General features: G+C 62.6%; 20 protein-coding genes and 1 pseudogene. 13 read left to right on the forward strand and 8 right to left on the reverse strand.

Features of this window, described 5'->3' with window-relative positions; genetic code table 11:
* Window positions 1–137 precede the first annotated feature (137 nt).
* The 7 genes from mobQ (at window position 138) to ACSQ3N_RS01810 (ending at window position 5,102) form a co-directional block, all read left to right on the forward strand.
* Complete coding sequence (gene mobQ / locus ACSQ3N_RS01780) at window positions 138–1,172, forward strand: MobQ family relaxase (protein ID WP_436147903.1); 1,035 nt, start codon at window positions 138–140, stop codon at window positions 1,170–1,172.
* On the forward strand, window positions 1,166–1,417 hold the full coding sequence (locus ACSQ3N_RS01785) for a hypothetical protein (protein WP_436145450.1): 252 nt from the start codon (window positions 1,166–1,168) through the stop codon (window positions 1,415–1,417). The genes mobQ and ACSQ3N_RS01785 overlap by 7 nt, the downstream gene beginning before the upstream one ends.
* Window positions 1,405–2,166, forward strand: coding sequence for a hypothetical protein (locus ACSQ3N_RS01790; protein ID WP_436145451.1), 762 nt, complete (start codon window positions 1,405–1,407; stop codon window positions 2,164–2,166). Before ACSQ3N_RS01785 ends, ACSQ3N_RS01790 begins: the two co-directional genes overlap by 13 nt.
* Entirely contained in the window at window positions 2,163–2,357 is a 195-nt protein-coding gene (locus ACSQ3N_RS01795; RefSeq protein ID WP_436145452.1) for a hypothetical protein, read from the forward strand. Before ACSQ3N_RS01790 ends, ACSQ3N_RS01795 begins: the two co-directional genes overlap by 4 nt.
* Window positions 2,350–3,486, forward strand: a complete 1,137-nt coding sequence (locus tag ACSQ3N_RS01800) for an ArdC family protein (RefSeq protein WP_436145453.1) — start codon at window positions 2,350–2,352, stop codon at window positions 3,484–3,486. The genes ACSQ3N_RS01795 and ACSQ3N_RS01800 overlap by 8 nt, the downstream gene beginning before the upstream one ends.
* A gap of 96 nt (window positions 3,487–3,582) precedes the next feature.
* Window positions 3,583–4,206 carry a hypothetical protein gene (locus ACSQ3N_RS01805; RefSeq protein ID WP_436145454.1) on the forward strand — a complete coding sequence of 208 codons (624 nt, stop codon included), beginning with the start codon at window positions 3,583–3,585 and terminating at the stop codon, window positions 4,204–4,206.
* 104 nt (window positions 4,207–4,310) lie between these two features.
* Window positions 4,311–5,102, forward strand: a complete 792-nt coding sequence (locus ACSQ3N_RS01810; protein ID WP_436145455.1) for an exodeoxyribonuclease III — start codon at window positions 4,311–4,313, stop codon at window positions 5,100–5,102.
* A gap of 49 nt (window positions 5,103–5,151) precedes the next feature.
* On the opposite strand, the gene ACSQ3N_RS01815 is transcribed toward ACSQ3N_RS01810, so the two are convergent.
* The 4 genes and pseudogenes from ACSQ3N_RS01815 to ACSQ3N_RS01830 all read right to left on the reverse strand — a co-directional run.
* Window positions 5,152–6,015, reverse strand: a complete 864-nt coding sequence (locus ACSQ3N_RS01815; protein WP_436145456.1) for an RES family NAD+ phosphorylase — start codon at window positions 6,013–6,015, stop codon at window positions 5,152–5,154.
* 158 nt (window positions 6,016–6,173) lie between these two features.
* Window positions 6,174–7,109 (reverse strand): sce7725 family protein, encoded by a 936-nt coding sequence (locus ACSQ3N_RS01820; protein ID WP_436145457.1) that lies wholly within the window; start codon window positions 7,107–7,109, stop codon window positions 6,174–6,176.
* Window positions 7,109–7,999 carry a sce7726 family protein gene (locus ACSQ3N_RS01825; RefSeq protein WP_436145458.1) on the reverse strand — a complete coding sequence of 297 codons (891 nt, stop codon included), beginning with the start codon at window positions 7,997–7,999 and terminating at the stop codon, window positions 7,109–7,111. Before ACSQ3N_RS01825 ends, ACSQ3N_RS01820 begins: the two co-directional genes overlap by 1 nt.
* A gap of 421 nt (window positions 8,000–8,420) precedes the next feature.
* A pseudogene (locus ACSQ3N_RS01830) lies at window positions 8,421–9,110 on the reverse strand (exodeoxyribonuclease III); the annotation flags it as partial.
* Window positions 9,111–9,120: 10 nt separating this feature from the next.
* Here ACSQ3N_RS01830 and pyrE point away from each other — a divergent pair.
* Together pyrE and ACSQ3N_RS01840 are read left to right on the forward strand one after the other, a co-directional pair.
* On the forward strand, window positions 9,121–9,819 hold the full coding sequence (gene pyrE, locus ACSQ3N_RS01835; protein ID WP_056164911.1) for an orotate phosphoribosyltransferase: 699 nt from the start codon (window positions 9,121–9,123) through the stop codon (window positions 9,817–9,819).
* A gap of 47 nt (window positions 9,820–9,866) precedes the next feature.
* A complete protein-coding gene (locus ACSQ3N_RS01840; protein WP_235507286.1) occupies window positions 9,867–10,523 on the forward strand; it encodes a DUF4124 domain-containing protein in 657 nt (218 codons plus the stop codon).
* A gap of 125 nt (window positions 10,524–10,648) precedes the next feature.
* Here the strand turns inward: ACSQ3N_RS01840 and gatB are convergent, their stop codons facing one another.
* From gatB to gatC, 3 genes are read right to left on the reverse strand one after another with little or no spacing between them, the layout of a single operon-like run.
* Window positions 10,649–12,124 (reverse strand): Asp-tRNA(Asn)/Glu-tRNA(Gln) amidotransferase subunit GatB, encoded by a 1,476-nt coding sequence (gene gatB, locus ACSQ3N_RS01845; protein WP_436145459.1) that lies wholly within the window; start codon window positions 12,122–12,124, stop codon window positions 10,649–10,651.
* A gap of 1 nt (window position 12,125) precedes the next feature.
* Window positions 12,126–13,628, reverse strand: a complete 1,503-nt coding sequence (gene gatA / locus ACSQ3N_RS01850) for an Asp-tRNA(Asn)/Glu-tRNA(Gln) amidotransferase subunit GatA (protein ID WP_436145460.1) — start codon at window positions 13,626–13,628, stop codon at window positions 12,126–12,128.
* A gap of 11 nt (window positions 13,629–13,639) precedes the next feature.
* Window positions 13,640–13,939, reverse strand: a complete 300-nt coding sequence (gatC, locus tag ACSQ3N_RS01855; RefSeq protein WP_056164851.1) for an Asp-tRNA(Asn)/Glu-tRNA(Gln) amidotransferase subunit GatC — start codon at window positions 13,937–13,939, stop codon at window positions 13,640–13,642.
* A 216-nt stretch (window positions 13,940–14,155) separates the two neighbouring features.
* Between gatC and ACSQ3N_RS01860 the strand changes: the two genes are divergently transcribed.
* From ACSQ3N_RS01860 to mrdA, 4 genes are all read left to right on the forward strand, one after another.
* A complete protein-coding gene (locus tag ACSQ3N_RS01860) occupies window positions 14,156–15,199 on the forward strand; it encodes a rod shape-determining protein (protein ID WP_005798130.1) in 1,044 nt (347 codons plus the stop codon).
* A 174-nt stretch (window positions 15,200–15,373) separates the two neighbouring features.
* Window positions 15,374–16,297 (forward strand): rod shape-determining protein MreC, encoded by a 924-nt coding sequence (gene mreC, locus ACSQ3N_RS01865; RefSeq protein ID WP_436145461.1) that lies wholly within the window; start codon window positions 15,374–15,376, stop codon window positions 16,295–16,297.
* A gap of 103 nt (window positions 16,298–16,400) precedes the next feature.
* Window positions 16,401–16,919, forward strand: coding sequence for a rod shape-determining protein MreD (gene mreD, locus ACSQ3N_RS01870; RefSeq protein WP_436145462.1), 519 nt, complete (start codon window positions 16,401–16,403; stop codon window positions 16,917–16,919).
* A gap of 283 nt (window positions 16,920–17,202) precedes the next feature.
* Entirely contained in the window at window positions 17,203–19,143 is a 1,941-nt protein-coding gene (mrdA, locus tag ACSQ3N_RS01875) for a penicillin-binding protein 2 (protein WP_436145463.1), read from the forward strand.
* A gap of 298 nt (window positions 19,144–19,441) precedes the next feature.
* Here mrdA and ACSQ3N_RS01880 read toward each other — a convergent pair whose 3' ends face one another.
* Window positions 19,442–20,341, reverse strand: a complete 900-nt coding sequence (locus ACSQ3N_RS01880) for a DMT family transporter (protein ID WP_436145464.1) — start codon at window positions 20,339–20,341, stop codon at window positions 19,442–19,444.

A 20,341-nucleotide genomic window follows, 5' to 3' on the forward strand; every position in this document is an offset into this window, starting at 1 on the left:
CCCCCCAAGCGCACCTATACAAACTTTCGTTTGTGTGCGCCTGGCAGGGGCCTCGAACAGCCAGGGCACATCCCTCACGGGAGTGCCATCGCACCACCTCTCCCTCATTGCCTCGTGCCGGCAAGAGGGATACGTGGATGGCGATTTTTCATTTTTCAGCACAGGTGATATCGAGGGCCGATGGGGCTAACGCCATTCAGGCGGCTGCGTACCGCGCAGGCCTTCGCATGACCTGCGCCCGCACTGGCCAGGTCTTCAACTACACCCGCAAGAAGGAGGTGTCGCACCGCGCCATCCTCGCGCCAGAAGGCGCTGCCCCCTGGGTTTTCTCGCGCTCAACGCTGTGGGCGCGAGCCGAGCAGCAGAAGCGAAAAAATGCGCAACTCGCACGTGAGATCGAGGTCGCCTTACCCATCGAACTCACGCACGCCCAGCAGGTTGCGCTCATTCACAGCTATGTGCAGACGCAGTTCACCAGCCTAGGGATGGTGGGTGATATCAACATCCATTCGAAGCCGGGGAACCCACACGCGCACGTGCTTCTTACGCTCAGTGACATCGAAGCCGACGGCTTCGGTGCCAAACGCCGCGACTGGAATTACCCCTCGCTGGTGGCCAACTGGCGCGAAGCCTGGGCCAAGGCTTGCAACGCAGCGTTGGAAGAGGCCGGCCACGATGCGCGCATTGACCACCGCAGCAACAAGGAGCGTGGCATTGACCTGCCAGCCACCGTGCATGAAGGCCGCAGAACGTTTGCGAATGCTGAGGCGTGGGATGCCCGCGCCGAGTTCAACGCGTGGGTACGCACCCAAGTAGCGCTGGCCAAGGTGCAGGCCGAAGTGAAGGCCGTGCAGTCGCAGATCGTGGACTTGACCAGCACCATCGAGCAGGCGCTGGCGGAGCGAAGCGCGCAACGGCCATCGAGCGACGTACCGATTGCTCCTGCGCCGCTTGCCGCCGCGCACGCCGAAGCCGTGCCCCCAACCACTACCCGCATCTGGACACCCGCAAGCGCTGCGCCTGCGCGGGACTTCTCTATCGCTGGGCTGCTCGCACGTCGCGGCCATGCCGCTGGCCCGGCCAGCCCCATTCGCCCAGCGCACCCATCAACCCCGCAGCCCGAGGTCTCGCATGTCTCGGGCGGCATTTTCCAAGGAGACAAACCATGCTGATACCTACCCTGTTGCGACTCATCGCAACCATCTTCGCCACCCGGCCGCCAGGCATCGAGCCAGGCCAGTGGAGCCTGCACGCACGCAGTGCCGTGCAGCTGCTGGAATTCAGGCAGCTGCGCCCGGCAGCCGTGCCCCAGGCCGGACGCCGATTTGCCCGTCCGCCGCAGCCAAGGCGTCAAAGTGCGTCCATTCCCGAATCGTTCACCGCTGGCGCGGAAGGAGAGTGGACATGCAAACCATGAACGCTTTCCCCGCACCTGATGCAGCCGCGACCGTCGTAGTCCCAGCCTCGGCGCCCGCGTGGGCATCGGCCCATCACTTCCATCGCATTCCCGACCCCAGCAGCTTCGCTTGGCTGAATGCGCAGTCCCCCAGAGCCGTGGCCGCAGCACCGCAGGTATCCCCATGCTTTGGCATGGATGTGGTGTATCTGCCGCTGGACGTGCTGCGCTGGTTTCCCAACGAGCTGGTGCTGGCAGTCCCGTTTCTGTCCGCCCCACCCGTCGAGTTCTTCTTCGCATGCAATGAGGGCGGCAAGCGCTGGTGGTGCTTCGTCGTGTTGAGCAAGGGCCAAGTTCCAACGGCACTGGTGTTCGATGTCTCACCGTCCGTGATGCTGATCGCCGGCCTCGGTTTGCGGGAGACCGATGTCGATATGCACAGCGGCGCAGTCTCGCGCGGCAGGGACTTTGACTACCGGGCCAATGCAGCAGTGCTCTGCCCCATGGACACCACGCCTATCCGAGTGGAATGGCTGAGCCCGGAGACGCAGGAGTACTTTTGCATCCACGAAGGCAGTTGCCAGGGCAGTACGCCAAGCGTACCCACCCTGGCCGATGTGTTGGGGGCAAGGAAGCTGCCGCCCTCGATATCGCCCGTGGAGGTATCGATTGGCACGCCCACTTTGGGTTTGCGCATGAGGGTCAACGACGACGAGCCGTTGGCGCGCTATCTTGATTCGTTGGCCGGTGGCGCGGGAGGTGTGGCATGAGTAACCCTGTGCATTCCATTTTGTTGACGCCCGAGCTGGCATGCGCGCTTATTGCTGAGATGCAGGCCGTGCTCGATGGAGACGCAAGCTACTTTCATGCGGAGGTGTGGACCGATAGCGGGCAGCGCGTGGCGCTGCACCTGTCCGGCCAAGCCGACCCGCCAGACCTGGGAGGACCGCTTCATGTCTGATGCAAAGAAGCCCGCCAAGAGGGACCTCTACCAAGAGGTTACCGACAAACTCATCGCCGCCATCGAAGCCGGCACAGCACCATGGCAGCGTCCATGGCAGCAGGTCGCCTCCGCAGGCCTGCCCATGAATGGCGCCACCTCGCGTGAGTACAACGGGGTCAATGCGTTGTTGCTGATGATGCTGGCCCAGGCAGAGGGATACAGCGACAACCGCTGGTACACCTTCAAGCAGGCGAGCGACATGGGCGCCAAGGTCAAGAAGGGCAGCAAGTCCACTCCGGTGTACTTCTTCAAAATGCTCAACGCGCGAGGGGTGGAGGCAGATGGCGAATCTGCTGGCGGCGCAGAGCCGGGCGGAAAGGAGCGTCGTCAAATCCCGTTCCTTACCGAGTACCGGGTTTTTCATGCGACGCAGATCGAGGGCATTGAGCCGTTCGCACAACCCGAGCGGCAGTGGACCCCAATAGAGGCCGTGCAAGAGATGGTGGAGCGCCTGAAGCCGGACATTAGGTATGGAGGGGACCGGGCGTTCTACGCATTGGGGGAGGGTAGGGATTTCATCCAGATGCCACCCGAGGGGGCGTTCCCAAGCGCAGAAGCCTTCGCTGGCACGCTGGCCCATGAGCTTGGGCACTGGACGGGGGCGGAGCATCGTCTGGGCCGCAAGTTTGGCGCATGGGGCACAGATGCCTATGCCGCCGAGGAGTTGCGAGCCGAGATTTGTAGCGCGTGCCTGTGCGCACAGTTGGGTATTGCGACGTCGATGGACAGCCACGCGGCCTATGTCGGTGCGTGGGTCAAAAAGCTCCGTGACGACAAGTTCGAGATTTTTCGCGCAGCGAAGGATGCCAGGCGCATGGTGGACTACCTCACCGGCAGTCTTGTGCTGGACCCCAAGCCAGATGAAGCCATCGCGCAGGAAACCTCGCCAGCACTGTCTCCGATGTTGGCACACACGCAGGAGGTAGAACCCGGTGCGGATGCGGCAGCGATAGCTGCCGTGCTGGCCAAAGCGCGCAAGTCCATCGCGCAGGTCCAGCGAGCGCGGCGCAGTGGTTTGGCTCCGACGGTTCATGGACTCGAAGGGACGGGGGCTGCGATACCGACGAATGGCAGTTTGTCCATGTGATGAGGGCGATGCAGCAGCGGTTGCATCGCGCGGCACCCCACTTGCGCTTTATGAGGTGCGTTTGCTACTTTGGTTTTCTAAATCAAAGGAACCACAATGACATCATCATTACAACAATCCATCTCTATTGAGATCAGGCCCGCAGACAGGCGCTGTGGATACTGGGCCAAGCGCATTGACGCAGGCACCGCGTTGAGTCTGCCCGACAGCATTTCTGGCGCGAGAGACATTCCCGGGCCTTTCTTGCGCGTTGGGGGCGAAGACGAGTTGGCCGTGGGAGACTTCATCATTGAGGGCGAAGAAGTCCATCACCGCCATCAGCGCGGATGGACCTATCGCATTGGCTACATGGGCATTGATGGCGCGCTACACCGGGTCACCCCAAACAAGGAGCACAAACAGGCCATGAAGGCCGCCGGGATGGCGCTCGACCTTCTCAAAGGCTCGGGCGACTTGGCTGCGTGCGTGCGGCTCATCATGGGTCTGCGGATGGGATTGCACGCCGGCGTGGTTCCCATTGAGACGGAAGCTGCGCCCGTTACGATGCATCAGTTTGCGGAGGTGGCCGCATTGAAGGATGTTTGGTTTGAGCCAAGTTCCCCTGGGTCGCATCCAACGGCTCAGCAAATCTACGACCAGGCCGCAATGCGCTCGCGCATGCTAGCGGCCCAGGGTGGATTGGAAGACCTGCCTAACTTGGATGCGCTGCTGTGCGATTGAAAGCTCCACAAGGCTGGACCACCTCTTCACCTCCGAGCTGTGCTGAGGCGACAATTGCAAGTTCTGGGGACGCTCCCGCGTTCCAGCACCAAAGAGCTTAGAACATGTTCCGTGTAGTTACCGCTAACCTGAATGGCATTCGATCCGCTGCTTCAAAAGGCTTTTTTGAATGGGTCGCTCAACAAGATGCTGACGTCATCGGTGTCCAAGAAGTTAAAGCCCAAGACGAGCAGGTCAAGGGCATCCACTGTCATATCGGCAAGATGGCCGGCCAGTTTCACTACGCTCAGAAACGTGGGTACTCGGGCGTGGGCATCTACATGCATAAGGAGCCTTCGGATGTTGTAGTCGGCTTGGCTGACGCTGAGTTCGACAACGAAGGCAGATGGGTTGAGGCGCGCTTTGACAGACCTGGCCGCAAGTTGTCCATCATCAGCGCTTACTTCCCTAGTGGATCATCCGGCGAGGAGCGGCAGCAAGCCAAGTTCCGCTTTCTTGCGTTGCTCTATCCCAAGCTGATTGAGTTGCGTGATGACAGAGACTTTATTCTGATGGGTGATGTGAATATTGCCCACCAGAACGCAGACTTGAAGAACTGGCGCAGCAACCAGAAGAACAGCGGCTTTCTACCCGAGGAGCGTGCCTGGATGACCAAGCTTCTTGGCGAAGGCGGCCTTGTGGATGTGTACCGCCGGCTGCATCCGGAGGCTACTGACACCTGCTACACATGGTGGAGCAATAGGGGTCAGGCCTATGCCAACAACGTTGGATGGAGGCTGGACTACCAAATTGCGACCCCTGGCGTAGCTGAGTTGGCGCGGACTGCAAGCATCTACAAAGGGCAGAAATTCAGTGACCACGCGCCATTGGTCGTGGACTACGATCTGACCCTGTAATGCGAGCACTAGGGTCGCCGCAGTGGGGGTGCATGAACCTAAACAGCGTTCAACGGGGTCCTACTATCACTGAAACACGTTGGACGTCATAGAGGCCGACGTCATTTGCAACTGCCCTCGCTGGGGAAAAAAGTGCTAGGTTGATTCCGTCGCTGACTGAGCTTCGGTAGATGACCCCGTCATACCCAATCTTCTTGATGAATTCACATAGATACTGGCTGGGAAGGTAGTCGATGGCGGCGCTCCGAGGAAGAACAGGTCTAGTCAACTCGTTCCCAAGCCTTTCGAGGAATGGAACATCGGCGCGCATGCGACCAACTTCGCTCGCATCCTGCAAAAGGAATGGAGATACCAACTCGCGGGGGTTACGGAGGTCTACCGCCGTGATGAGACCTTGAAGAGCGAATCGCGCGACAGAAGCGATTTCACCAGTATGTGGTCGTATCTCTGCGATTGCTGTTTCAGCCGCCGAACCCAAATATAGGTAGGGGATGCCGGAGGGGTTCGCTCTGCCGTGGCTAGCAAGCTCTCGGGGGGGCGCGCCCATTTGAGCAATCGTGAATCCCGTATCAGAGGTAGTGATTCGCGCGCGATACCATACGTCAGGAAGCTCGCTCGTCGTCAGGTGAGACAGCAAGACTTCGAGACGATCTTGGTCCAGGGCCTCATCAAGAAAGTACCTGTTTTTGTACATGAGCTCATCTCTGAGCGTGTTCCACGCCGCCAGCCCCTCCGACCTGAAAGCCTGGGAAGGAGAAAAGAATCTACGTACGATGTCGCCATCGTCAAGCACTTCCGCAAGGAGGCTTTTCGCATTGGCAAGGTCGAGCTTCGGGAAGAGGCTCCAATCCTCCTTCAACCATTCCACCAACAACTTCCCCTCCGGATTGAGCTCGTAAATGCTTATGAGCATCTTGAACTCATCCGAAAGAGCTCCGGGCTCTACTAAATCAACCTCCGCTTTTTTGCAGAAGTCGCACTGGCCACGAACACTTGTACGCGATGGAATGACGCTTCGCCGCAGGCCACGGTCGCCGAAACATTCCGAGCAGCAGTACGAAGGCATGACACTCAGCCGAGAAAAGTAGCGAGCGTTTCGATGTGATGTTTCATCGAAAGCTTTTTCACCACGCCCAGGCCGGGGAAGTGGCCCTTGTCATGGAGCTCTTGAAGCTCTTGAATTGCGGTTGTGTTGTACAGATTGGAAGTACCGCTGCTGTACTTTTCTACAAGCTTTTCTAGTGCCTGTCCAAACTTCCCGGCGGGGTCAGTTGGCGTATCGCGTGTTGTAGAGACAAAGTGGTAGATGTACATTGCATCGTCCTTCTTCGACTCGATGAACGTTAGATGGATTGCAACCGCATACGCTGGCCCACCGCCTTCCGAAAAATCATCTCCGACGGTTAGGAAGTCGCCGAAGCCGTTCATACCTTCATCTGGGTAGGTCACATGAAGATCGGAAAACTCCTCTACCGGCGGATGATCCGCGTTCTTCCTTTTCTGGAATCCGTCGCGTATGAGAACTCGGAAGCATCCGTCATAGTGCCGGCGGTAAAGCTTGCCGCAATGCGCCTCGACGAAAGCGTGCCGAGTCTTAGGTAAGTTGCCTCCTAGCAGTTCCGCAAATGCTCGTGCCTCAGTGAACCCCGCATGTATGAACATGGGCTGATGAGCTAAGTGTTTCTGATAGCAGGCAAGTGCATCTGCGGGGGTCATGTTTGCCCGAAGAAGAATGCCAGCTGAAACTCCTGGCTTATCGAGGTACTCGCCCGTGAGCAAGTCGGTGATGCCCTTGCCGTCCTCTGAATGGTCTCCATGCAACGGATTGACAATGACGACTGCCTTTCCATGCGCCTTGCAGATTTCAGTTAACGTCTTGTGCAAGCCATTCAGAGTTTCCCTGACAGGCTCGATGATCGGACAAAAGTTCGACTGGGCTAGAACGACTGCACTTTCTCTGATGGCAATAAGTTCGAATTGCTTACCACGGAAATAGGGGTAGTACATCAGGTAGCCCACTCCATTGCTTGGTGAGTTGGTGTGCTTAGGGTTGTCAGCAGTCGCTGATGGTCTTTCAGGCGCAGCTTGGTGGACAGTGCGGCAGTCTTCAAGGAGTGTGGAAGTCGATCAACCAAGCTGCTCAGGGAGGCAAGGCTGCGTGTGCGTTTGAGCACACGCACCATTTCGGCATGCACGAACTGAGGGGGTAGCAACACAAATTGCTGCCTCACCGCCTCGCGAATCTTAGTGTTGGGCAAGTCGGGGATTGCTGCTCCAAAACTGTCCAAGATCATCATCGCCTCAGCCAATCGCAGCGAGTCGAATACCGTTCTAGGGCAAACGGCGTCAGCCCGGTCAACAGCCTCACGAACAGTGTTAACCCGGTTCCAGCGTGCCAAACTCATCACGCCGATATCACTATCAGTCAGTTCCAAGACTTGGTCAATGAACGGCTCGGCCACAACGACGTAGATTTTGGCGAACACTTTCCGATAGTTTTGCACCTGATTTTCAAGTCGACTCAACGTGTCGCGCTCAGACTTGATTTCATAGACTGTCGAAGTGCCGTTGAGAATCGCCACATCCGCCTTGCAAGAGCCGGCGCGAAATTCCGTAAGCAGACTCGCGGTGCCAAGCGAATGACGACCAAGCAAGATGTTATGCGTTAGGGCAGACTTGTAGACGTATTCGTCCCGCCCTCCGGCCTTCCTTAGAGTTGCGAACGCTAAGTCAAAGGTCGTGCCCACTGTCTCGGCGGCAAGTAGCGCGTCCATCAATCCACTGTCTGCTAGCAGCCGTGCAAAGAGCGGCGAGCGCCCCCTCTCCGCAAGCTCTCGGAACACGGTGGACGAGAAAAGTCGGGAGATAGCGGAGAGATTCGTGGCGGCCGTCGTCATGGCATGAGGCCTTCTCGCCGGAAGACATCGGCTTCGTGGTGAGGGCACTTAGACGCAAAGCCAGCCACAGGACTAGACCACGTTGTCACCCTTTCGCCCATCAACTGCAACTCTTTTTTGCGGGCGTGCACTTCACCGAACTTCATATCTGTCTCCCGACGGTAGGTTCAGTCAAGTGCGGCCAGCTTCGCGCAGGACAGACTGCCCATGAACGCATTGTATTGGACCAACCGGCGGAAGGACTTCTCCTGCGTCGCAGCATTATCAAATCGCGATATCGGAGTCGGTTGAGGCTGAAAGCGTCGCCAACGTTCATCAGACGCGAAAGTTCAGCGATCACGCTGCGCTGAGTATCGACTACGACTTCCGCATGCACGAAACGAACAGACGTAAAAATGTGGGTTTTTTGCCGCACTATCTAGTCCAGACGCCACCCCACATTGTTCGCATACGCCTGGCCGCGATTGCTCCACCAGGTGTAGGCAGTGTCCGTGGCGGTAGGTTGTAACTGACGGTAAACGTCGATCAAGCCGCCGCCTTCATCAGTTGTGTGTAACAACTTTGTCATCCACGCACGTTCTTCGGGCAGGAAGCCGCTGTTTTTCTGGTTGCTGCGCCAGTTTTTCAGGTCGATCTGCTGGTGGGCGATGTTGACGTCGCCACACAGGATGAAATCGCGTTCGCCCTTGGTGCGCATGAGATGGGGGTGGAACTCCGCCAGGAAGCGGAACTTGGCCAGTTGCCGTTCTTCACCCGACGAGCCGCTGGGGAAGTAGGCACTGATGATGGAGAGCTTGCGCGCGGGCGTATCAAAGCGCAGTTCCACATAGCGGCCCTCGGCGTCGAACTCGGCCGAGCCATAGCCCACGACCACATCGGAGGGCTCGTGACGCGTGTAGATGCCCACGCCGGAGTAGCCCTTTTTCTGGGCGAAGTGAAAATGCCCCTGCAGGTCCGCCACGCGTTCGAAGCGGTTGGCAATGTCGGCCGCCTGGGCTTTGACTTCCTGCACGCAAATACAATCCGGCCGCGTGGCTGCCATCCAGCTTTCCACGCCTTTGCTGGTGGCCGAGCGGATGCCATTGAGATTGAGGCTGGTTAATTTGAACAAGGATTTTCCCATGGTGGATGTTGGCGCACAAAAAGATGGCCAGGGCGAGCTGGCACAGGATTTTGTACGTTTTGCCGTCGAATCGGGTGTGCTGCGCTTCGGCGAGTTCAAGACCAAGGCCGGCCGCCTGAGCCCGTACTTCTTCAATGCGGGGCTGTTCGACGACGGCAGCAAGATGGGCCGGCTGGCGGAATTCTATGCAAAAGCCTTGATCGCCAGCGGCATCGAATTCGACATGGTTTTCGGTCCGGCCTACAAGGGCATACCGCTGGCCGCCACGGTGGCCGTGGAGCTGGCGCGGCTGGGTCGCAACGTGCCTTTTGCGTACAACCGCAAGGAGGCCAAGGACCACGGCGAGGGCGGCACGCTGGTGGGGGCGCCGCTGAAGGGCCGCGTGCTCATCGTGGACGACGTGATGTCCGCAGGCACGGCAGCCCGCGAGTCGATCGCCATCATCCGCGCAGCCGGTGCCACTCCGCACGCGGTAGCTATTGCGCTGGACCGCCAGGAGAAAGCCACCGAGAATGGCCAGGACGTGGACCACAGCGCGGTCCAGTATGTGCGCCAGCAACTTGGCATGCAGGTGTGCACCATTGCGCGGCTGGCAGACTTATTGCTGTATCTCTCGCATAACGGGGGGGAGGGGATGCGTTCCCATCATGAGAATGTGCTGGCGTACCGCCAGCGGTACGGCGTCAATGAGAGGTAAATGACTTGAGCAGGTTGGCGTGGACCGTTGGGGCGGTGATGTGTGCCATGTTGGGTTCGGAGGCCGCGCGCGCGCAACCGCAGCCGGGCGGTATCTACACCTGCGTCGACCGCAATGGACGCAAGCTCACGGCGGACCGGCCCATTCCAGAGTGCCTGGACCGTGAGCAGCGCGAATTGAGCCCTTCGGGTACGGTCCGCCGCCAGATCGGCCCGTCGCTCACGGAGAACGAGCGTGCGGCCCAGGAAGTGCAGCGCCGCAAGGAGGCCGAAGAGCGCGCCCGTGTCGTCGAAGAGCGCCGGCGCGAGCGCGTGCTCACGGCCCGCTACCCCGACAAGGCCACGCACGATGTCGAGCGCGCCGCCGCCATCCAACTGGTGGACGACGTCACGGCCACGGCAGAGAAGCGCATTGCCGAACTCAAGCAGCAGCGCAAAGGCTTCGATACCGAAATGGAGTTCTACAAGAAGGACCCTAACAAGGCGCCCATGACACTGCGCCGCAAGATCGCCGAAAACGAAGACAGCATTGCCGAGCAGCAACGCTTTCTGGCCGGGCAGGACCAGGAAAAGCGACGGGTGCACCAGCGCTTCGATACCGAGCTGGCGCTGCTGCGCAAGCTGTGGGAATCGCAGCGAGCGCCTGTCCTAGCACCTGCGGCCACCGGCGCAGGAGAGCTTGCTGCGCCTGCGGCGTCACGCTAGGCGGTAGATTCAAAGAGCTTGTATCCGGCCTGCGCGCAGCGGGGCGATGGCACAAAAAAAAGGGGCGTGATGCCCCTTTTTCGTTGCTGCATGCCGGGGAGTTCTCCACCCCCGGAGTTGATCACTTAACCTGCCAGCTTGGCGCGCAGCACGTCGTTGACCTGCTGGGGGTTCGCCTTGCCCTTGCTGGCCTTCATGATCTGGCCGACCAGCGCATTGAAGGCCTTGTCCTTGCCCGCGCGGAACTGCGCCACGTTGTCCGCGTTGGCAGCGATGACTTCGTCGATGATCGCCTCCAGCGCGCCGGTGTCGTTCATCTGCTTGAGGCCCTTGGTCTCGATCACGGCATCCACCTCGTGGCCGTCACCGGTCCACAGCGCGTCGAACACCTGCTTGGCCGCGTTGTTGGAGATGGTGCCGTCGGCAATCCGAGTCAACAAGGCGACCAGTTGCGGTGGTTTGACCGGCGCATGCTCAATCGCAACCTCATCAGAATTGAGTCGGCGCGAAAGCTCGCCCATGATCCAGTTGCACGCGATTTTTGGTGAAATTGGTGCACCTGCCCCTTGTACCACCTGCTGAAAGTAAACCATCGTCGACTTGCTTTGCGTGAGGGCTGATGCGTCGTACTCCGACAAGTCATAGTCCTTTACGTATCGCGCAGCAACAACGCGGGGCAGCGCATCCATTTGGCTTCGCAGCTCATCGATCCACTGCTGCGAGATGTACAGCGGCGGCAGGTCCGGGTCCGGGAAGTACCGGTAGTCGGCTGCATCTTCCTTGGTGCGCATCGCACGCGTCTCGCCCGTGTCGGGGTCGAACAGCACGGTGGCCTGCTGGATCGCGCGGCCGTCTTCGATCTCCTCGATCTGCCAGCGGATCTCGTAGTCGATCGCCTGCTGCATGAACTTGAAGCTGTTCAGGTTCTTGATCTCGCGGCGCGTGCCCAGGGGCTGGCCCGGCTTGCGCACCGAGACGTTGGCGTCGCAGCGGAACGAGCCTTCCTGCATGTTGCCGTCGCAGATGCCGATCCAGGTCACGATCTTGTGCAGCTCCTTGGCGTAGGCCACGGCCTCTTCGCTCGAGCTCATGTCGGGCTCCGTCACGATCTCCAGCAGCGGCGTGCCGGCGCGGTTCAGGTCGATGCCGGACTGGCCCCCACCTCCGAGTGCTGAGTCCTCGTGCAGGGACTTGCCGGCATCTTCTTCCAGGTGAGCACGCACCAGGCGCACGGTTCGTTTCTCATCGCCCAGAAAGAACTGCACTTCACCGCCCTGCACGACCGGGATCTCGAACTGGCTGATCTGGTAGCCCTTGGGCAGGTCGGGGTAGAAGTAGTTCTTGCGGGCAAAAATGCTCTTCTCCGCAATGTGGGAGCCCAGAGCCAGTCCTAATTTGATAGCACACACCACCGCTTCGCGGTTCATCACCGGCAGCGTGCCGGGCAGCGCCAGGTCCACCGGCGATGCCTGGGTGTTGGGCTCGGCGCCGAAGGCCGTGGGCGAGCGGCTGAAGATCTTGCTCTGCGTGGCAAGCTGGGTGTGGGTCTCGAAGCCGATGACGACTTCGTAGCCGTGGATCAATTTGGGGGTCGTCGTCATGTCACAGGCCTCCGGGTTGGCGGAGGTGGTAGTCGGTGGCTTGCTGCAGGCGGTGCGCAGCGTTCAGAAGGCGGGCTTCCTGGAAGTAGTTGCCGATGAGCTGCAGGCCCACAGGCATGCCGGCTTCGCCAAAGCCGGCGGGCACGCTCATGCCGGGCAGGCCGGCGAGCGAGCCGGGCAGGGTGAAGATGTCGGCCAGGTAGTCGGCCAGCGGGTCGTTGCCGTGCTCGCCCAGCTTCCAGGCCACGGTGGGCGCCACGGGGCCGGCGATCACGTCGCAATCCTTGAACGCGTTCTGGAAGTCGTCGGCGATCATGCGGCGGATCTTTTGTGCCTGCAGGTAGTACGCGTCGTAGTAGCCGTGGGACAGCACGTAGGCGCCGATCATGATGCGGCGCTTGACCTCGTCGCCAAAACCTTCGGCCCGCGTCTTCTTGTACATGTCCACCAAGTCGGTGTAGTCCTTGGCGCGGTGGCCGAACTTCACGCCGTCGAAGCGCGACAGGTTGGACGACGCCTCGGCCGGGGCGATGATGTAGTACACCGGAATCGACAGCTCCGTGCGGGGCAGGCTGATGGGCACGAGTTTGGCGCCGAGCTTCTCGTATTCCTTGAGCGCGCCGTCCACGGCCGCGCGCACGTCGGGGGCCAGGCCTTCGCCAAAGAACTCGGCAGGGATGCCGATGCGCAGGCCGTCGATGGAGTCGTTGAGCGAGCGGCTGAAGTCTTCCGCAGGCACATCCAGGCTCGTCGAATCACGGTCCGGATCGGGGCCGCACATGGCGGACAGCAGCAGCGCGCAGTCCTCGGCACTGCGGGCCATCGGGCCGGCCTGATCCAAGCTGGAGGAGAAAGCGATCATGCCGTAGCGGCTGGCGCGGCCATAGGTGGGCTTGATGCCGGTGATGCCGCAGAACGACGCCGGTTGGCGGATGGAGCCGCCCGTGTCGGTGCCGGTCACGGCCGGCGCCAGGCGCGCAGCCACGGCCACGGCGCTGCCGCCCGAGGAGCCGCCGGGGACGCGGCTCGTGTCCCACGGGTTGCGCACCGGTGCGGGCGCATCGAAACCCACCGGGGCCACGGCAGAATTTTCATTGGCCGAGCCCATCGCGAACTCGTCGCAGTTGAGCTTGCCCAGCGTCACCGCGCCGGCGTCGGCCAGCTTGGCCACCACCGTGGCGTCGAACGGCGACTGGTAGCCCACCAGCATCTTCGAGCCTGCGGTGCTGGGGAAGTCGCGCGTGACGAAGATGTCCTTGTGCGCCAGCGGCACGCCTTCCAGTGCGCCTGCCGTGCCGGCCGCCAGGCGGGCATCGGCGGCGCGCGCCTGCGCCAAGGTGGCTTCTGCGTTCAGCGCCACAAAGGCGCCCAGTTGGGGGTGGGCCTGGGTGCGCGACAGAAAATGCTGCGCGGCTTCCACCGCAGAAAATTGCTTGGCGCGCAGGCCGGCGGCCAGTTCGGTCACGCCCAGGTCGTGCAGGGCTTTGTTCGTGGTCATGGTCATGCGGGCCTTCCTTACTCGATCACTTTGGGAACGAGGAACAGGCCGCGCTCCACGGCAGGGGCGCTCTTCTGATTGGCTTCCCGCTGGTTGGGCTCGCTGGCCACGTCGTCGCGCAGGCGCAGGGCCACGTCCTGGATGGCCGCCACGGGGTGCGCCAGGGGTGCCACGCCCGATGTATCCACAGCCCGCATCTTCTCCACGATGTCGAAGAAGCCATTGAGCTGTGTCAGCATGCGCTCACTTTCGGAGGGTGTCAGCTCAAGCCGCGCCAAATTGGCAATGCGGCCGATGTCCTGGGGGGTCAGTGCCATAGGGAGGAGAATCTAGAGAAACCAGAAGTAAAGCTGTGATCCACGCCGCGCCGGGGGGAGTTATTCACAGGGGATCGGGTATTATCCCGGCTTTGCCGCAATACCCTCTTTTCAGCCGGTCATTGTGCGAAAAAAGCGATATTTGACCCCCACTATTCCCTGACACACCCGGCGATGGCAGGCCGACGTGCATGCCGTGCCTGAGAGGATTTTTGAATGTTCGGAGCTTTCCGTCGGTACTTCTCCACCGACCTTGCCATTGATCTTGGCACAGCCAACACCCTCATCTTCGCCCGCGACAAAGGCATCGTCCTCGACGAGCCTTCCGTGGTGGCCATTCGCCACGAAGGCGGGCCCCACGGCAAGAAAGTCATCCAGGCCGTAGGCCGCGAAGCCAAGGCCATGCTGGGCAAGGTCCCAGGCAACATCGAAGCCATCCGGCCCATGAAGGATGGCGTGATCGCCGACTTCGTGATCACCGAGCAGATGATCAAGCAGTTCATCAAGATGGTGCACCCGCGCACGCTGTTCACCCCCAGCCCGCGCATCATCATCTGCGTGCCCTGCGGCTCCACCCAGGTCGAGCGCCGCGCCATCAAGGACGCCGCAGAAGCTGCTGGCGCCACCGCCGTCTACCTGATCGAAGAACCCATGGCTGCCGGCATCGGTGCGGGCCTGCCGGTCTCCGAAGCCTCGGGCTCCATGGTCGTCGACATCGGCGGCGGCACCACCGAAGTGGGCGTGATCTCGCTGGGCGGCATGGTCTACAAGGGCAGCGTCCGCGTCGGCGGCGACAAGTTCGACGAAGCCATCATCAGCTACATCCGCCGCAACTACGGCATGCTGATCGGCGAGCCTACTGCAGAAGCCATCAAGAAGAACATCGGCTCGGCCTTCCCCGGCTCCGAAGTGCGCGAGATGGAAGTCAAGGGCCGCAACCTGTCCGAAGGCGTGCCGCGCAGCTTCACCATTTCTTCCAACGAAGTGCTGGAAGCCCTGACCGACCCCTTGAACCAGATCGTCTCCGCCGTCAAGAACGCGCTGGAGCAGACCCCTCCCGAACTCGGCGCCGACATTGCCGACCGCGGCATGATGCTGACCGGCGGCGGCGCGCTGCTGCGCGACCTGGATCGCCTGCTGGCCGAAGAAACCGGCCTGCCGGTGCTGGTGGCCGAAGACCCGCTGACCTGCGTGGTGCGCGGCTGTGGCATTGCGCTGGAGCGCATGGACCGCCTGGGCAGCATCTTTACCAGTGAATGATGGCACTCCCCCCTGAGTCGCTTCGCGGCTTCTCCCCGCTCTCGCAGCGCCGTGCGCTGCGGGCAGGGGGACGCACCCAGCAGCCTGGCAAAGCCAGTTCTGCGGGTGCACTGGCGTTGATCTCGCCAGGTTCGTAGGCCGGGGGGCTGGCGCACAGCGCTATGAATCACTGACATGCCTCTGGGTACCCTCGAGCGCAGCGCTCCCCCCTTCTTCAAGCAAGGCCCTTCGGCCCTGTCGCGTTTGGCCGTCTACAGCGCTTTGGCGCTGTTTCTCATGGTGGCCGACGCTCGCTTTCAGCTCACCGGGCCTTTCCGGCAGGCGGTGGGCACGGTGCTGTACCCCGTGCAGTGGCTCATGCTCAAGCCGGTGGAGATGGCCGGCCACAGCTCGGACTATTTTCAGTCGCTGACCACGGCACAGCAAGAGCTGGACGACGCGCGCAAGAAGATGACCGTCATGGGCCAGCGCGCCACCCAGGCCGAGCAGCTGGCGCTGGAAAACACGCGCCTGCGGCAACTGCTGGCGCTGCGCGAGCGGCTCGAAACGCCGGCCCAGGCGGCCGAGGTGATCTACGACACCGCCGACCCGTACACGCGCCGCGTGGTGCTCGACCGTGGCCAGATGGGCGGCGTGGAGCTGGGCTCGCCCGTGATGGACGAGGCCGGTGTGCTGGGCCAGGTCACGCGGGTGTTCCCGCTGGTGAGCGAGGTCACGCTGCTGGTGGACCGCGACCAGGCCATCCCCGTGCTGAACATCCGCACCGGCGCGCGCGGCGTGGCCTACGGCGACCCGGTGGCAGGCCACGGCGGCGGGATGGAGCTGCGCTTCATGCCCGCCAACGCCGATGTGCGCGAGGACGACCTGCTCACCACCAGCGGTGTGGACGGGCTCTACCCCTCGGGCTTGCCCGTGGCCAAGGTCGTGCGTGTGGAGCGCCGGGCCGACTCGGCCTTCGCACGCATCTACTGCGTGCCGCTGGCGCAGGTGCAGGGCGCGCGCCACGTGGTGGTGCTCAAGCCGCTGGCCGACAACGTACTGCCCCGGCCCGAGCCTGCCCACCCGGCGCCGGCCAAACGCGGCACGCGCAAGGGATGACGACGATGCGGATGCTGCAACACGCGCTCGTCCGACCCGTGGCATCGCCCAGGCCATGCGCCCCGGCGGACACACTGCTGCAATTTCTGAAAGGCCCCACGCCATGATCATGCCGCGCGGCGAGCCCTTGCTCCTGCCGGTCAACCCGGTGTTCATAGGCGTCAGCCTGGCCGTGGGCCTGGCGGTCAACATGCTGCCGCTCGGCCGCATCGTCTGGACGCCTGACCTGCTCATGGTGCTGCTGGTCTTCTGGGGCGTGCACCAGCCGCTGCGCATCGGCATGGGCGTGGCGTTCGTACTGGGCCTGTGCATGGACGTGAGCCAGTCGGCGCTGCTGGGCCAGCATGCGCTGTCCTACACCGTGCTGTCGTTCGGCGCCATCGCCGTCCACCGCCGACTGCTGTGGTTCAGCGTGCCGTCGCAGGCGCTGCAGGTGCTGCCGCTGTTTGCGCTGGCGCATGCGATCGAGCTTTTGCTGCGCATGGCGGCGGGGGGCATCTTCCCCGGATTGTGGAGCTTTCTGGCGCCGCTGATCGAGGCGCTGCTGTGGCCGCTGGCCAGCTGGGTGCTGCTGGCGCCGCAGCGTCGGCCGCCGGACCGTGATCAGAACCGGCCGTTGTGATGAAGCTCCCCCTGAGTCGCTTCGCGCCTTCCCCCTCTCCTTCGGGAGGGGGACGCCACCCGTGGCCTGGCAGAGCCAGTTCCACGGTGGCGCTGGCCTGGGCCGTGCGCTCGCAATCGCTGCGCCGAGTGGTGAGGCAGCTTCTGCGCCACTTCGCGTCTTCGCTCTTTCTGTCGGGACGGGGGCACGCCCGTGGCCTCTTGCCGTCAGCTCCAGTGGTGGCAATCGCCGGGGGCATAGCCGTCTCGCAGAGCGCGCTTGGGTTTTGCCATGGAGCGCAACGATGACTGAGCTGCGCAACAGCGAAGCCGACGCATCGCGGTTTCGGCTGCGGGCGTTCATCATTGGGCTGGTGGTCCTGTTCGCGTTCGGCTTGGTGGTGTCGCGGCTGGTGTATCTGCAGGTGGTCCGCCATGACGACCTGGCCGCGCAGGCCGAGAGCAACCGCACGGCGGTCGTGCCCATCGTGCCGAACCGGGGGCTTATCCTGGACCGCAACGGCGTGGTGCTGGCCACCAACTATTCGGCCTACACGCTCGAGATCACACCCTCGCGCGCGGGCGTGCTCGATGAGACCATCGACGAGCTGGCCAAGATCGTGGACATCCAGACGCGCGACCGCCGCCGCTTCAAGCGGCTGATGGAAGAGTCGCGCAACTTCGAATCCCTGCCCATCCGCACACGCCTTACGGACCAGGAGGTCGCGCGCTTCACCGCGCAGCGCTATCGCTTTCCGGGCGTGGACATCAAGGCGCGGTTGTTTCGCAACTACCCGATGGGCGAAGTAGGCGCCCACGCCGTCGGCTACATCGGCCGCATCAACCAGCCGGAAAAGGCGCGCATCCAGGACTCGGAAGACGAGGCCAATTACCGGGGCACCGAGTACATCGGCAAGCTCGGGGTCGAACAAAGCTTCGAGTCGTCGCTGCACGGCACCACCGGCGTCGAGCAGATGGAGACATCGGCCGGCGGCCGCGCGGTGCGCAAGCTGTCGAGCCACGCGGCCACGCCCGGCGACAGCGTGATGCTGTCCATCGACATCAAGCTGCAGAAACTCATCGAAGAGCTCTACGGCAGCCGCCGCGGCGCGCTGGTCGCCATCGACCCGCGCAACGGCGAGATCCTGGCGCTGGTGAGCAAGCCCACGTTCGACCCCAACCTCTTTGTCGAAGGCATCGACGTGGAGAACTGGGCGGCGCTCAACGAATCCATCGACAAGCCCCTGCTCAACCGCGCACTGCGCGGCACGTACCCACCGGGCTCCACGTACAAGCCCTTCATGGCGCTGGCGGCCCTGCAGCTGGGCAAGCGCTCGCCCAGCCTGGTGGTGAACGACCCGGGCTCGTACACGTTTGGTGGCCACACCTTCCGCAGCCACGAAGGCGGCCTGGGCGGGGTGGACATGCACCGCGCCATCCAGTTCTCGAGCAACACCTACTTCTATTCGCTGGCCGTCGAGATGGGCGTGGACGCCATCCACGACTTCATGAAACCGCTGGGCTTTGGCCAGAGCACGGGGATCGACCTGAACGGTGAAGTGCGCGGCACGCTGCCCAGCACCGAGTGGAAGCGCAACACCTACAAGCGCGCCGACATGAAGCGCTGGTTCCCGGGTGAGACCGTGTCCCTGGGCATCGGGCAGGGCTACAACAACTTCACCATGCTGCAGCTCGCGCTGGCCGAGGCCACGCTGGCCAACGGCGGCACTCGCTACCGCCCCCACCTGGCCAAGGCCATCAAGAACTCGGTCACCGGCGTGGTGACCGAGATCGTGCAGCCCCCGGGCGAGAACCTGGGCTATTCCCCCAAGAACGTGGAGATCGTGCGCAACGCCCTGGTGGGCGTGAACAAGGGCGGCACCGGCACGCGCGTGTTTGCCGGCGCACCCTACACCTCGGCGGGCAAGACCGGCACGGCGCAGGCGGTCAGCCTGGGCCAGAACGTGAAGTACAACGCCAAGGCGCTCGAAGAGCACCAGCGCGACCACTCGCTATTTGCTGCCTACGCCCCCGCCGAGACGCCTTCCATCGCCCTTGCGGTGATCGTGGAGAACTCGGGCTTTGGCGCAGCGCATGCCGCGCCCATCGCGCGCCGTGTGTTCGATTACTGGCTGCAGGGCGACTACCCCAGCGAAGAAGACATCGCCGCCGTGCAGAAGGGTCTGGCCTCCGCCCCCATCGGCAAGCCCCGCCGGGCGGCCGACGTGCCCTTGCCGCTGCCCTGACGCAGCGCACCAACGTGTGAGGGGGGGCACCAGCCCCAACGGCTGCCGCCTGTGTTGCAGGGGATTGGATTTGCTATTGTTTTAATAGCTTTCCGCGCTTGTCCAGAAAGCGGTAGGCGGCTGTTTGATTTGAAATTGTGTGGCTTGATGAGCGACTTCCATCAGATGCCACATCCCCCAACCGTTCGTGCCGAGCTCGTCGAAGCCTTGCGCGCCCGGGGCACGCCCTGGCTTCGACAGATTCAGCCCGAGCGGCTTGGGGTGGACTGAGGCCTGCAGCGCATCCGGCGGTGGGACTTCAGGCCGGCGGCCGCACCTTCGCGTTGGCGGATGGCGCCAGCTGGCTGAACACCAGCGCCACCACGATGAGCGCCGCGCCGGCAAGGCCTGCCCACCCCAGCCGCTCTCCCAGCAGCGCCCAGGCGGTGAGCGCGGCAAACACCGGCTCCAGCCCGAAGACGATGGCGCTGCGCATGGCATCCACCCGCTGCTGGCCCCAGGCCTGCAAGCTCACCACCACCACGCTCGCCAGCAGGCCCAGGTACAGCAGGGCCACCCAGGCATCTGTGGGCAGCCGTGTGGCGGACTGCTCCAGCCAGCCCATGCCGTCACCCCGCCCCAGCAGCAGGGCGGTGGACGCCAGTGCCATCACCGTGGCCTGCGCAGCCGCCATGCGCGTGGCCCGCAGCGGGTGCGCGGCCGTGCGGCTGGCGCAGGCCTCCAGCGCCAGGATGTACAGCGCGTAGAACACCGTGCTCGCCAGCGTCAGCGTATCGCCCAGGTTCCAGGGCTCGTTCTCGTGGAACATCAGGGCCATGCCGGCACACGCCATGGCGCACGCGGCCCACAGTGCCCAGCCGTAACGGCGCCCCAGCGCGGCCATGGCGATCAGCGGCACCACCAGCACATTGAGCCCGGTCACGAACGCATTGCGGTTGCTGCTGGTGCGCGCCAACCCCTCGATCTGCAGCCAGAACGCCAGGAACAGCAACACCCCCAGGGCACAGCCCCACACCCGCTCGTCGCGCCGCATGCCCCACCACAGCGGCGCCAGCACCACCAGTGCGATGACAAAACGCAGCCAGATGATCTGCAGTGCATCGAGGTGCGCGGACAACAGCTTCATGGCGGGGAACGTGGTGCCCCACACCACGGTCACCACCAGCAAGGCCACCAGGCCCAGACGTTCGGGTTTCAT

The organism is Acidovorax sp. LjRoot194 (assembly GCF_964253015.1).
Lineage (GTDB): Bacteria > Pseudomonadota > Gammaproteobacteria > Burkholderiales > Burkholderiaceae_C > Acidovorax.